Genomic DNA, 12,724 nt, shown 5'->3' with positions numbered 1-12,724 from the left:
CTCCCTCCCCGCCCCCGCGCGACCGGCCCGACCGGCCTCGCCATCGCCGCACTCGTCGTCGGCATCGTCGCGTTCCTCGTCGGCCTCGTGCCGGTCTTCGGAGCACTCGTCGGGATCGCCGCCGTCATCCTGGGCATCCTCGCCCTCCGCCGCGGTCAGTCGAAGGCGATGTCGATCACCGGCGTCGTCCTCGGCGGTCTGGCCGTCCTCGCCTCGCTCCTGACGACGATCGGCTTCGGAGCCGCCGTGAACTCCGCCTCGAGCGACCGCCCGGCGGCCGTGATCGTCGAGTCGTCCGAGCCCACGACCGCTCCCGTCGTGCCGGCCACGGAGGAGGCGGAGGTCGTCGAGACGGCGGAGCCCGCACCCGTCGAGACGGCGGAGCCCGCACCCGTCGAGACGGTCGCCCCTGCCCCGGCGCCTGTCGAGACGGCGGCTGCTGCGCAGGTCTCGCCCGAGTTCGCCTCGGCACTCATCAAGGCGCAGAGCTACTCCGAGATGCTCCACATGAGCAAGGCGGGCCTGTACGGCCAGCTCACCTCCGAGTACGGGGAGCAGTTCTCGCCCGAGGCCGCGCAGTACGCGGTGGACACCGTCTCCGCCGACTGGAACGCCAACGCGCTGGCGAAGGCCAAGGACTACCAGGCCCAGATGGCGATGGCGCCGGAGGCCATCCGCGACCAGCTGACCAGCGAGTACGGGGAGCAGTTCACGAGCGACGAGGCCGACTACGCCATCGCGCACCTGAACGACTAGTCCCACTCGGACCGTCGCGGCACTGCGCGGCCACTGAGCGGGTCCTCCCGGAGCGCGCCGCCGTCCGTCGCCCACGACCCGGGCGACGGGGGGCGGCGGACCACCGGAGCCGGTTCAGGCCAGGACGGCGAGGGTGACGGGGAGCGCCTCGCTCCACCTGCCGGTCAGCCGCTCCTCGCCCTCGAGGAACGGCGGCGCGAGGACCCGCGCGAGGACGAGAGTCAGACCGTCGGCCGAGGTCGTGGTGGTCCGTGCGTCGCTGCGGACGAGCACCGTCGACGGCGGCCCGGACGCTCCGGCGCCTGATCCGCTGCCCTGCACCGTCGCGGTCGGCGGGCGGACGATGCGCTGCCCGTCCTCCTCGAAATGCTGCTCGACCTCCCGGGCGCCGGTGCGGATCGCCGTGGCGAAGGCGGCGATCGCGACGGGGTCGCCGGCACCGTCGTAGACCCAGCGACGACCGAGGACGGTGTGCTCGACGGTCGCGAGGAGATGCGCGTCACCGCCGGCGAGAGGCGAGCCGCGGTAGGTCAGCGGCACCTGGAGCGGCGGCTGCCCGGTCGACTGGACGATCAGCGTCTCCACTCCCACCTCGCCATCGGGGTCGTCGAACCGGTAGGCGCCGAGCAGCGTGAATCCGCCGCCCTCGCACCAGGGCTGCGTCGGCGCCCATGCCTCCACGATCTCGAGCTTCCCGGGGGTGATCGTCGCACGGTGCAGAAGGGCCATGCACCGAGAGTAGAGCCGGCCGATCCGTCCGGAGGAGTGCCCGTCAGCGAGCGGCGCCCGCCGTCGCCGACTCGGGCAGGCTGCTCATCGGGAGCGTGTACTCGCCCTTGAGCGCCGAGATCCAGACGGTGGTCGGGGCGACGGCGGCGAAGTTCGAGTTGAGCAGCGCCATCAGCGTGGTGTGCAGGGAGTGCGCGTCGATCGTGCCGGCGTCGTTCGCGATCGCGATCGCGCCCGTCGCGTCCGAGAGGACCTCGGCGCGGAGCCCGTGCGTCTCGGCCTCGGCGGCCGAGGCGAGGATGCAGTTGTTGGTCATGTAGCCGACGAGGGTGATCGTGTCGACGTCGTGCTCGCGGAGCCAGTCGAGCAGGTCGGTCCCCGCGAAGACCGTGCCGAACTGCTTCGTGACGTTCTTCCACGAATCCGAGCGGCGCTTCTCGATCTCCGGGTGCAGCGCGAAGGACGGACCCGACGGGTCGAAGATCGGCGCTCCCTCGCCCGCGCTGTGCTGGACGACGGCGACCGGGAGGCCCGCGGCGGCGGCGGAGTCGAGGGCGGCGGCGATCCTCGGCAGCGACTGCGCGTGCGGCGGGTACTGGATCTCGAGCGGACCGCTGAAGTACTCCTGCTGCACGTCGACGAGGATCAGTGCGCGGCGCGGTGTGGTCATGAGGGGCTCCCATCGGTGGCGGACGTCCCCGATCCTCCCGCCCGGGGCTGGGAGCGGCGGTCAGCCACGCGGCCCGCGACCCGGTCGTGGGCGCAGGCCCACACCTCCTCGTGCTCGAGCGGAGTGAGGACGCCGGCGTCGAGCAGCCTGTCGGCCCGCCGCAGCGCGGCAGCGATCGCCGCCTGCTCGGCGACGGCGGGGGAGTCGACGTCCGCGATCACGAGCCGACGGGCGCAGGCCCGGCGGAGGCGGCGGGTCGAGCGGGCCGAGAGGAGCAGGAGCGACGCGGTCGGCAGGGCGAGCGCGGCCAGCAGGAGGAGCGGCAGCCGGTCGAGCGCGAGCGTCCCGACGGCGCCGGCGGCCGTCACGGCCACGACCAGCTGCGGACCGGCCGCGTGCAGGCGGAGGCGCCTGCGCTCCTCGACGGAGGTGCCTGGTGCGAAGACGACGAGCTCGCTCCGGACGACGCCGTACCGGCTCGCGCCGACGGTGTGGCGGCCCCAGCGGGGACCGGCGTCGAGGAGGCGGAGGAGCAGGTGCACGAGCGCCATCGTCTGCCCGCGACGGCGGGTGCAAGGGGATCCTGACGGAACGCGGACGCGTACCGGGCCGATCCGCACGGTCCGCTCGCGCGACGCTCACGACCCCCTCACGACGCGGGATCGCGCGCCGACGTCCCTCCCCAGCCGATTACCCGTGAGGAAAGCGTGAGGATCCGCTCATTCCGGGCGGGCGCGCTCCTCACGGCGAGTAGAAACATCCAGTGACCTCTTCCGTCGTCCGTGGCGACCCCGACGCCCTCGAACCCTCCCCTCTCTCCTCCGCGCGCGCGGGCGGGGTGAAGGCGTGGCTCCTCGAGGGCCTCCGCGACGACTCCGGAGCGCACCCCGGCCCCCACGCGGCCACCGGCAGGACGCACTCGTGGTGGCGCGTCATGTGCCTCACCGGCGTCGACTACTTCTCGACCCTCGGCTACCAGCCGGCCATCGCGGCGCTCGCCGCGGGCCTCGTCTCTCCGCTCGCGACGATCGTCCTGGTGGTGCTGACCCTCCTCGGCGCGCTCCCCGTCTACCGCCGCGTGGCCCGCGAGAGCTTCCGCGGCGAGGGGTCGATCGCGATGCTCGAGCGCCTGCTGCCCTGGTGGGGCGGCAAGCTCTTCGTGCTGGTGCTGCTGGGGTTCGCGGCCACCGACTTCATGATCACGATCACCCTCTCGGCGGCCGACGCGACGGCGCACGCGGTCGAGAACCCGTTCGCCCCCGCCTGGTTCCACGGGGCGGAGGTGCCGCTCACGCTGGGGCTGATCGCCCTGCTGGGGATCGTGTTCCTGCGCGGGTTCCGCGAGGCCATCTCGATCGCGGTCGTGCTCGTGGCCGTGTTCCTCCTGCTCAACGCGATCGTGATCGCCGTGGCGATCGGGCACGTGGCCGAGAACCCCGTCGTCATCGGCGACTGGTGGTCGGCGCTCACGACCCAGCACGGGAATCCGCTGATCATGGTCGGCATCGCGCTCATCGTGTTCCCCAAGCTCGCGCTCGGGCTCTCCGGCTTCGAGACCGGGGTCGCGGTCATGCCGCAGATCCGCGGCGACGCGGGCGACACCGAGGACGCCCCCGTCGGCCGCATCCGCGGGGCGAAGCGGCTGCTCATCACCGCCGCCGTCACGATGTCGGCGTTCCTCATCACCTCGAGCTTCGTCACCACGCTGCTCATCCCGCAGGCGCAGTTCCAGCCGGGCGGCGAGGCCAACGGCCGCGCGCTGGCCTACCTCGCGCACGAGTACCTCGGCGAGGGCTTCGGCACGGTCTACGACGTCGCGACGATCTGCATCCTCTGGTTCGCGGGCGCCTCCGCGCTGGCCGGCCTGCTCAACATCGTCCCGCGCTACCTGCCCCGCTACGGCATGGCGCCGCAGTGGGCCGGCGCCGTCCGTCCGCTCGTGCTCGTCTTCACCGTCGTGGCCTTCGTCATCACGATCCTCTTCCGCGCCGACGTCGACGCGCAGGGCGGCGCCTACGCGACCGGCGTGCTGGTGCTGATCACCTCCGCGTCCGTCGCCGTGTTCCTCTCGGCGAAGCGCAGGAAGCAGCGCAAGCGCGCCGTGGGCTTCGCGGTCATCGCGCTGGTCTTCGTCTACACGACGGTCGTGAACGTGGTCGAGAGGCCCGACGGCGTGCGGATCGCGGCGGTCTTCATCGTCGGCATCCTCGCGGTCTCGCTCGTCTCGCGGGTGCACCGCTCGTTCCAGCTGCGCGCCACCTCCGTGGTGTTCGACGCCGCAGCGATCGACTTCCTCACCACGGACGCCGACGACTACGGCGTGATCCGCATCCTCGCGAACGAGCCCGACGACGGCTCCGAGGCGGAGTACCGGGACAAGCTGGCGGAGGAGCAGCGCGACAGCAACCTGCCGATGCGCGGCCCGGTGCTCTTCCTCGAGGTGCACACCACCGACTCCTCCGACTTCGAGGAGGACCTGGTCGTGCAGGGCCGCGTCTGCCACGGCTTCCGCGTGCTGACGGTGACCAGCGGCAACATCCCGAACACCATCGCCACGGTGCTGCTCGAGATCCGCGACCTCACCGGCGTGATCCCGGACGTCTACTTCGAGTGGACCGAGGGCGGCCCCATCTCGAACATGTTCCGCTTCCTCATCACCGGCACCGGCGAGGTCGCCCCCGTCACCCGCGAGGTCCTCCGCCGCGCGGAGTCCCGCCGCGACCGCCGGCCTGGCGTGCACGTGGGCTGACGCCTGCTGCGAGGCGGGGGCGTGGCGGCGCGGAGGTGCCGCTCCTGCTGCGGGATTCCGCCGAGACGCCTCTCCGTCATCGAGACACCGCGGCAGGAGCGGTGCGTCGGCGGAGGAGGCGGTGTCCCGGCGCGCGGCGGCCCCGTAGCGTGGGCGCGGGCGCCCGTCGGGGCGCCGACACCGACGAACGGACGACGATGACCCTCGAGGACCAGCGCGCGCACATCCTGACCGGCGCCGTGTACGACGACATGACCCCCGAGCTGGTCGCCGCGCGCGAGCGGGCTGTCCTCGCCTCGAACGCGTACAACGCGAGCTTCGGGCGTTCGCCGGTCGAGCGGGAGGCTCTGCTCCGCGAGCTCGTCGCCTCGGTGGGCGCGGACGCGCACCTCGAGCCGACGTTCCGCTGCGAGTTCGGGTTCAACATCACGATCGGCGACCGCTTCTACGCGAACTTCGACTGCATCCTGCTCGACGGCGCCCCCATCACGATCGGCGACGACGTGCTGTTCGGCCCGCGCGTCTCGATCTACACGTCGAACCACGCCCTCGACCCGGCGGAGCGCGCCGCCGGCGCCTGCACTGCGAAGCCGGTCGTCGTCGGCGACGGCGTCTGGATCGGCGGCGGCGTCACGATCAACCAGGGCGTCACCATCGGCGACGGGGCCGTGATCGGCTCGGGCAGCGTCGTCACCCGCGACGTCCCTCCGCTCACCATCGCCGCCGGCGTCCCCGCCCGCGTCCTCCGCCAGATCACCCCCGACGACCGGACCGGCTACCGCCCGGCCCACTGACGGCGGCCCACGCCGGCCCCGAGACGCCGGCTCCGAGACGCCTCGGAACGGCTCCCGGCCTCGCGGCGATCCGCCCTCAGGACTTCACGGTCGACAGAGGCTCGGTGATGCTCTCGAGGCTGCGGCGCTCGGCGTCGACGCCGAAGATCAGGGCGATCACGCCGCCGAGGATCATCACGGCGGCGCCGACGAAGTAGCCGATCGTCAGCGGGCCGCGGTCGCTGCCGTCGCCGATCAGGGCGCCGTAGAGGGCGGGGGCGACCGCTCCGGCGATCTGGCCGAGGGTGAAGAAGTACGAGATCGCCTGGCTGCGCAGCTCGAGGGGGAAGATCTCGCTCACGGTGAGGTAGGCGCTCGAGGCTCCGGCGGAGGCGAAGAAGAACGACACGCACCAGAGGATCGTCTGCGTGGTCGCGGTCAGGACGTCCATGCTGAAGAGGACCGCCGAGACGGCCAGGACCGCTCCCGAGACGCCGTAGGTGAGGAAGATCATCTTCCGCCGGCCCCACACGTCGAACAGGTGGCCGAGCACCAGCGGCCCGACGAGGTTGCCGATCGCGAACGGGAAGAAGAAGTACGAGATCGCGCTCTGCTCGACTCCGTAGAAGTTCTCGAGCACCAGAGCGTAGGTGAAGAAGATCGCGTTGTAGAGGAACGACTGGGTGATCATCATCGTCGCGCCCACCAGCGTCCGCTTCGGGTACTGCCGCAGCAGCACCCGGGCGATGGTGCGGAACGGGATGCTCTCCGTCGCCTTCACGGTGATCGCCTTCGCGTCGTCGACAGGCTCGAGCACGCCGCCCTCCGCCTCCACTCGGCGCTCGATCTCGTCGACGGTGCGCTCCGCCTCCTCCTCGCGGCCGTGCGTCATCAGCCAGCGCGGGCTCTCGGGGATGTGGCGGCGGAGGTAGATGATCGCCAGTCCGAGGATCGGGCCGAGGAAGAAGCCGAGGCGCCAGCCGACGTTCTCGGCGAAGAGCGCGTCGTTCAGGAAGAACAGGTTGGCCGCGGAGCCCAGAGCCGCGCCGCCCCAGTAGGTGCCGTTGATCGCGATGTCGACGCGGCCGCGGTACTTGGAGGGGATGAGCTCGTCGATCGCGGAGTTGATCGCCGCGTACTCGCCGCCGATCCCCATGCCCGCGAAGAAGCGGAACACGGCGAGGAAGACGTAGTTCGGCGCGAGTCCCGCCAGGCCGCTGGCGACCAGGTAGATGACGAGCGTCAGGATGAACAGCTTGCGCCGCCCGAGCTTGTCGCTCAGCCGCCCGAAGATCAGGGCGCCCGCGATCTGGCCGCACAGGTAGATCGTGCCGAGCAGGCCGACCTCGAAGGCCGAGAGCCCGAACTCCTTCGCGAAGCCGGCGGAGGCGACGATCTGGATCTCGAGGCCGTCCAGCACCCACGAGAAGCCGAGGCCGACGACGATCGACCAGTGGAAGCGGGTCCAGGGGAGCCTGTCGATGCGGGCGTGCACGAGGCTCCGGACCGGGCCGCGCGGACTGGTGGATGTCGACATGGCGAGCGCCTTCCTGTCGCCCCGGCGTCGTTGCGGAGGAACGCTGTCCCGAGCGCGGCGAGACGACACTAGACCCGCGGGCGGCTCCATATCGCCGGGCTATTCACCCCTTGTCACGGACCGCCGAGCGGGTGTATCCCGGGCATCGGTGCCCACCCGGAGGCGGAGCGCGGCGCGGAGCTCATCGGTCCGGATCCGGAGCGCGGCGCGGTGGACGCGAGCCCGGATCCGTCCCGCGGGGCCTGACACCGCCCGCCTCCTCGGCCTAGCGTGGAGGCATGATCGACGCGACGCCCGCGGGCACCCCCACCTACGTCCTCAGCGAGGGGCCCGTCTGGGATCCGGACACCGCCCGCCTCACCTGGGTCGACATCGAGGCCGGCGCGGTCCTGTCCGCCCCCGTCACCGCGGAGGGGATCGGAGCGATCTCGCGCACCGACGTCGGCGAGCAGGTCGGCGCCGCGCTGCCCCTGGGCGACGGGCGGACGCTCGTCGCGCTGACCCGACGGCTCGCGATCCTGGAGGTCGACGGCTCCCTCACGCGCGGCTCCGAGCTGCTGCCGGAGGGGCACCGCTTCAACGACGGCACGATCGACCCGCAGGGGCGCCTCCTGGTCGGCTCGCTGACCCTCGGCGAGTCGGCGGGCGACGACGTCCTGCTGCGCATCGAGCACGACGGATCCGTCACCGTGCTCGACGACGACCTGCGGCTCTCGAACGGACTCGGCTTCTCGCCGGACGGCTCCGTGCTGTACTCGGCCGACACCGAGTCGGGCGTGATCCACCGCCGCTCCTACGCGGACGCCGAGCACGGCCCGCGCGAGCCCTTCGTCGAGCTCGAGGAGGGCGTGTTCGCCGACGGACTGACCGTGGACGCCGACGGCCGCGTGTGGGTCGCGGTCTGGGGCGGGAGCGGCGTCCGCGTGTTCGAGGCCGACGGCAGCCCGGTCGAGGGCGAGGGCATCAGGATCGACGCCCCGCACTCCTCCAGCATCGCCTTCGCGGGCGAGGACCTGGACATCGCGGTCGTCACCTCCGCCTCGCGCGACCTCTCGGCGGACGAGCGGGCGCGTCATCCGCACGCCGGCGGACTGTGGATCGCGCAGCCCGGAGCCCACGGCCGCGCCGCCACGCGCTGGGTGGAGGGCCCTCTGCCCTAGGCGCGGCCGGTCGCCCGTCAGACGGCGGGCGCCGTCGGCGGGCTCGGCTCCGATGCGGGCTGCGGCACGAGGGTCAGCCGCGAGATGCGGTAGCGGTCCGTCTCGGCCACGCGGAGCAGGTGGTCGCCGACGAGCACGGAGTCGCCCACGACGGCCACACGGCCGATCCGGTCGAGGACGAACCCGCCGACCGTCTCGTACGGACCCTCGGGCAGCTCGATGCCCAGCTGCTCCGCCAGGTCCTCGAGGATCATCCCGCCGTCGACGTCGTGCAGCTGCTCGGCCGCCTTCGCGTCGACCGCCTGGCGGGCGCCGTCGTACTCGTCGTAGATCTCGCCGACGAGCTCCTCGAGCAGGTCCTCCAGCGTGATGATGCCGTCGGTCCCTCCGTACTCGTCGATGACGACGGCGATCTGGTGGCCGTCCTGCCGCATGGTGCGCAGGGCCGCGAGCACCTTCGTCGTACCGGGGACCGCGAGGATCGGGCGGGTGATGTCGGCGACGCTGCTCGCGGTGCCGGCGCGGCCCGCCTCCGGGAACGCGGACATCAGGTCGCGCACGTGGACGAAGCCGAGCACGTCGTCGAAGTCGTCGCCGACCACCGGGTAGCGCGAGTGCGGCTGGTCGAGGACCGCCGCGTAGCCCTCGGCCACGCTGAGCGCGCCGCGGAGGAAGTCGACGTCCGGGCGCGGGCGCATCACCTCGGCGACGCGGCGGTCGTCCGCGCGGAAGATGTCGGTGAGCAGCCGGCGGCTGTCCTCGTGGATCTCGGTGTTGCTGGAGATCATGTCGCGCACCTCGTCGGCCGAGACGCTCTCGCCCTTCTCGCGCGGGTCGGCGCCGAGGAGGCGGACGACGGCGTCGGTCGAGACGGACAGCAGCCAGATCACGGGGCGCATCAGGCGCGCCAGGGCGTTGAGCGGGGGCGCGAGGGCCTTGGTGAACGCGACGGACTTCTGCATCGCCAGGCGCTTGGGGACCAGCTCGCCCAGCACCAGGGAGAGGTACGCGATGACGAGGGTCATCAGGATCAGGGCGACGGTCGAGGCGGCGGAGGCCGGAAGGCCGAGCGACTGCAGCGGCGGCACGAGGTCGGGCGCGATGGTCGAGGCGCCGTACGCCGAGGAGAAGAAGCCGGCGAGCGTGACGCCGATCTGGACCGCGGAGAGGAACGTGTTGGGGTTGCGGACGAGCTCGGCGATGCGCCGGCCGCGCTCGCTGCCGGCCTCGATCGCGCGGACCTGGCTCTCGCGGAGGCTGACGATGGCCATCTCGGTGCCCGCGAAGACGCCTCCGAGGAGGACGAACAGCACGACGAGGCCGATGTTGAGGAGGGTGTCGAGATCCACGCCGACCAGAGTAGGGATGCCGGCCGTGAGAACGCCTCGTGGACTCTCAGGGAGTGGCCGGGTACGCGCGACTCCGCGGGAGTCGCGGTAGTCGCTCGCGAGACCGGCGACCTGGGAGGAGTCGCGGGGGCGGGCGGGACGACGCCCCGCCCGCCCGCCCGCTCAGGACGCGTCGGCCGGGCGCACGCCGATCGTGAGGATGAGATTCGCGTAGATGCGGCGGTCGCCCGAGGCGATGGTGAGCGCGACGTCGGGCGTGCGCGCCTCGGCGTAGAAGGCGTGCCGCTCGAGCGAGGTGAAGGGGACGCCGTCGAGGGACCGGCGGAAGGCGTCCTGCGCGGGGACGTCGATCCCGGGCGCGGGGGTCATGACCGTCGCCTCCTCGACGACGATCGCCGAGAGCAGGGCGTCGAGGATCTCGTCGACGGTCAGCATGTCGGGCCGGAGGTTCAGGTGCACCAGGGCGGAGTTCGGTCCGAGCGTGGTGCCGACGGGGTAGTTGCCGTCGGCGATGAGGACGCGGGAGCCGTGGCCCGCGCGGGCGAGCGCGTGCAGGATCTCGGGGTGGAGGAGGGTCGTGGTCAGCAAGAGGAGCTCCTAGAGGTCGTGGAGGTGGGCGACGGACGAGCCGGCGAGCAGGCGGCCGGGGAGCCTCCGCTCCTGGGGACCGGGCTGCTCCGCCCCGGAGTCGAGGCGGAGGCGGACGAGGGCTGCGGCCTCGGCGGCGATCGCCTCGGTCGGCTGGGCGATCGTGGTCAGGTGCGGGCGGACCACGCGGGCCAGCTCGACGTTGTCGAAGCCGACGACGGAGAGGTCCGTCGGCACGCGCAGTCCGGAGTCGCCGAGGGCGATCAGGGCGCCGACCGTCAGCTCGCGGTTGCTCGCGAACAGGGCGGTCGGCCGGGGGCTCAGAGCGAGGACCCGCTCGACGGCGGCGACCCCGCTCTCGACCGTCAGCGGGCCGCGCACCACGGCGTCGGCGGCGGGGTGGACGCCGCGCTCGGCCAGGGCGGCGAGGAAGCCGGCCGTCCGCTCCCGGGTGGAGGACACTCCGTCCTCCCCGCCGAGCACCGCGATCGAGCGGTGGCCGTGGTCGAGGAGGTGGCGGGCGGCGGAGGCGCCGGCGCCCGCGTTGTCGAGCGCGACGCGATCGGTGACCAGTGCGTCGTCGATCCAGTCGACGGCCACCACGGGGGTGCCCTGCTCGGAGGCGCGGCGCAGCGCGTCGACGTCGCCCGCGGACGGCACCGCCACGATCCCGTCGACCATCTTCTCGAGCAGCAGGTCGACCGCGGCTCCCGGCTCGGGGCGGCTCACGCCGACCAGCACGCCGATGCCCTCCTCGCGCAGGGCCCGCTCGAGGCCCGCGATGATCGAGAGGTGGAACTCGTTGTCGAGGGCGGGCAGCAGCACCCCGACCGTGCGGGAGCGCCGCGAGCGCAGGCCTCGAGCGAAGCCGTTGACCCGGAAGCCGACCTCGGCGGCCGCCGCCTCGATCGCCGCCCGGTTCTCGGGGCGCACGGCGAGCCCGTTGTAGTGCTTCGAGATGGTCGAGAGCGAGAGGCCGGTCAGCCGCTGCAGGTCCTTGTAGGTGGCCACGTCACAGGGTGGCGCGGGGCGAGCCGTAGCCGCTCCAGCCCGGGATCGTGCCGTCGGCGTCCCACAGGTCGAGCCAGCCGGAGCTGCCGGGCCAGAGGAAGACCTGGCCCTTGATCAGCCGGTTGTTGCGCTCGGCGCCGCGCAGCGCCTCCTGCTCCTCGGCCGTGAGCACCAGGGAGGCGGCGGCCAGGTTCGCCTCGATCTGCTCCGGCTTCACCGCGAACGGGATCGGGATCTGGCCGCGGTTCACCGCCCAGGCGAGGCACACGACGGCCGGATGCACGCCCCGCTCGTCGGCGATCGCCCGCACCGCGGGGTGCTCGATGTCGACGATGTCGCCCTCCACCCGGTCGCGCTCGGGCCGCGACGGCGCGCCCAGCGGCGAGTAGCCGATCGGCTGGATGCGGTGGTCGAGGCAGAAGCGGAACAGCTCCGGCTGCTGGAAGCAGGGGTGCAGCTCCATCTCGTTCAGCTGCGGGGCGATGCGGACGTCGGCGAGGATCCGCTCGAGCTTGGGGATCGTGACGTTGGAGGTGCCGAGGTGCCGGACGAGGCCCCGGTCGACCAGGCCCTCGAGCGCTCGCCAGGTCTCGAGGAACGCCTCGTGGACGTACGGGCGGGCGTGCGGATCGCGCGCGTCGGTCTCGGCGTGCGGCGGGTGGTGGTTCGGGAAGGGCCAGTGCACGAAGACGGCGTCGAGCACGTCGAGGCCGAGGTCGGCGAGCGAGCGCTCGACGGAGGCGACGGCCGCCCCGGGCTCGTGCGCGTCGTTCCAGATCTTCGACATGACGAAGAGCTCGTCGCGGTTGACTCCGGAGTCGGCGATCGCCCGGCCGACGCGCGGCTCGTTGCCGTAGACGGTGGCGCAGTCGAGGAGGCGGAAGCCGGCGCGGAGGGAGTGCTCGACCGCGAGGCCGACGGTCTCGGCGTCGTAGCGGTCAGAGCCGAACGTGCCGGCGCCGATCGCGGGGATGCGGCTGCCGCTCGCGAGGACGCGGTGGCTCGGCGGAGTGGGGGCCATGCGGATCCTCCTGATGCGGCGGCGGGGGCGAAACGTTGCGCTCCACGGTAGGCGGCGGAGGGCGGTCACGTCAATGATGCCGTGGACTGGGGTGCGTAACGTTTCGTGCGGTGGGTGCTTTCGTCCTCCGTTCCTGCCCCGCCCCCCTCGAAACGCCGATAGTTGTCGCACTCGTGCGCGACTGCGACGACTACTGGACTCTCGAGCCGCGCGCTCGGCTCGCTCGCGCGAGAACGCAGGAGCCGTCGCACTCGAGGTCGACTGCGACGACTCCTGGACTGTCGAGAAGAGCCCCGCCCCTCCGCTCAGACCAGCCGGCGCGACTCCTCCGTGACCACGCGGAACCAGCGCGCGCCGTAGCCGTTGAGGGGCACCGACACG

The 12,724-nt window shown here is 72.5% G+C and carries 12 protein-coding genes; 4 read left to right on the top strand and 8 right to left on the bottom strand.

Features of this window, described 5'->3' with window-relative positions:
- Window positions 1-756, top strand: a 756-nt coding sequence (locus tag C5C54_RS16990; RefSeq protein WP_308470747.1) for an Ltp family lipoprotein, incomplete at its 5' end; no start/stop codon positions are given.
- A gap of 114 nt (window positions 757-870) precedes the next feature.
- Here C5C54_RS16990 and C5C54_RS16985 read toward each other — a convergent pair.
- The 3 genes from C5C54_RS16985 to C5C54_RS16975 are packed head-to-tail and all read right to left on the bottom strand — an operon-like array spanning window position 871 to window position 2,697.
- Window positions 871-1,485, bottom strand: coding sequence for a hypothetical protein (locus C5C54_RS16985; RefSeq protein ID WP_104248269.1), 615 nt, complete (start codon window positions 1,483-1,485; stop codon window positions 871-873).
- Window positions 1,486-1,528: 43 nt separating this feature from the next.
- Window positions 1,529-2,155: an isochorismatase family protein gene (locus tag C5C54_RS16980; protein WP_104261683.1), complete on the bottom strand. Its 627-nt coding sequence runs from the start codon at window positions 2,153-2,155 to the stop codon at window positions 1,529-1,531.
- Window positions 2,152-2,697, bottom strand: coding sequence for a DUF6611 family protein (locus C5C54_RS16975; protein WP_146078891.1), 546 nt, complete (start codon window positions 2,695-2,697; stop codon window positions 2,152-2,154). The genes C5C54_RS16980 and C5C54_RS16975 overlap by 4 nt, the downstream gene beginning before the upstream one ends.
- A 221-nt stretch (window positions 2,698-2,918) precedes the next feature.
- Here C5C54_RS16975 and C5C54_RS16970 point away from each other — a divergent pair, with 221 nt between their 5' ends.
- Together C5C54_RS16970 and C5C54_RS16965 are read left to right on the top strand one after the other, a co-directional pair.
- The gene (locus C5C54_RS16970; protein ID WP_374953291.1) at window positions 2,919-4,904 is read left to right on the top strand and encodes an amino acid permease; all 1,986 of its coding nucleotides are present in this window, start codon (window positions 2,919-2,921) and stop codon (window positions 4,902-4,904) included.
- Window positions 4,905-5,101: 197 nt separating this feature from the next.
- The gene (locus C5C54_RS16965; protein WP_104261687.1) at window positions 5,102-5,698 is read left to right on the top strand and encodes a sugar O-acetyltransferase; all 597 of its coding nucleotides are present in this window, start codon (window positions 5,102-5,104) and stop codon (window positions 5,696-5,698) included.
- A gap of 76 nt (window positions 5,699-5,774) precedes the next feature.
- Here the strand turns inward: C5C54_RS16965 and C5C54_RS16960 are convergent, their stop codons facing one another.
- Entirely contained in the window at window positions 5,775-7,214 is a 1,440-nt protein-coding gene (locus C5C54_RS16960; protein ID WP_104288849.1) for an MFS transporter, read from the bottom strand.
- A 278-nt stretch (window positions 7,215-7,492) separates the two neighbouring features.
- Between C5C54_RS16960 and C5C54_RS16955 the strand changes: the two genes are divergently transcribed.
- On the top strand, window positions 7,493-8,374 hold the full coding sequence (locus C5C54_RS16955) for an SMP-30/gluconolactonase/LRE family protein (RefSeq protein WP_104288848.1): 882 nt from the start codon (window positions 7,493-7,495) through the stop codon (window positions 8,372-8,374).
- A gap of 17 nt (window positions 8,375-8,391) precedes the next feature.
- Here the strand turns inward: C5C54_RS16955 and C5C54_RS16950 are convergent, their stop codons facing one another.
- From C5C54_RS16950 to C5C54_RS16935, 4 genes are all read right to left on the bottom strand, one after another.
- Window positions 8,392-9,723, bottom strand: coding sequence for a hemolysin family protein (locus C5C54_RS16950; RefSeq protein ID WP_104288847.1), 1,332 nt, complete (start codon window positions 9,721-9,723; stop codon window positions 8,392-8,394).
- Between the two features lie 162 nt (window positions 9,724-9,885).
- Entirely contained in the window at window positions 9,886-10,311 is a 426-nt protein-coding gene (locus C5C54_RS16945; protein WP_104225080.1) for an RbsD/FucU family protein, read from the bottom strand.
- Between the two features lie 9 nt (window positions 10,312-10,320).
- On the bottom strand, window positions 10,321-11,322 hold the full coding sequence (locus C5C54_RS16940; RefSeq protein WP_104288846.1) for a LacI family DNA-binding transcriptional regulator: 1,002 nt from the start codon (window positions 11,320-11,322) through the stop codon (window positions 10,321-10,323).
- 1 nt (window position 11,323) lies between these two features.
- Window positions 11,324-12,343: an aldo/keto reductase gene (locus tag C5C54_RS16935; RefSeq protein WP_104288845.1), complete on the bottom strand. Its 1,020-nt coding sequence runs from the start codon at window positions 12,341-12,343 to the stop codon at window positions 11,324-11,326.
- Window positions 12,344-12,724 lie beyond the last annotated feature (381 nt).

Source organism: Rathayibacter sp. AY1F2 (assembly GCF_002930885.1).
Lineage (GTDB): Bacteria > Actinomycetota > Actinomycetes > Actinomycetales > Microbacteriaceae > Rathayibacter.
Note: the sequence above shows the minus strand (reverse complement) of the source record. Positions and strands in the feature narration are given on the sequence as shown.

Coding starts and splice junctions, on each gene's coding strand:
- C5C54_RS16955 (WP_104288848.1), top strand. CDS start 7,493: ATGATCGACGCGACGCCCGCGGGCACCCCCACCTACGTCCTCAGCGAG.
- C5C54_RS16985 (WP_104248269.1), bottom strand. CDS start 1,485: ATGGCCCTTCTGCACCGTGCGACGATCACCCCCGGGAAGCTCGAGATC.
- C5C54_RS16960 (WP_104288849.1), bottom strand. CDS start 7,214: ATGTCGACATCCACCAGTCCGCGCGGCCCGGTCCGGAGCCTCGTGCAC.
- C5C54_RS16935 (WP_104288845.1), bottom strand. CDS start 12,343: ATGGCCCCCACTCCGCCGAGCCACCGCGTCCTCGCGAGCGGCAGCCGC.
- C5C54_RS16965 (WP_104261687.1), top strand. CDS start 5,102: ATGACCCTCGAGGACCAGCGCGCGCACATCCTGACCGGCGCCGTGTAC.
- C5C54_RS16980 (WP_104261683.1), bottom strand. CDS start 2,155: ATGACCACACCGCGCCGCGCACTGATCCTCGTCGACGTGCAGCAGGAG.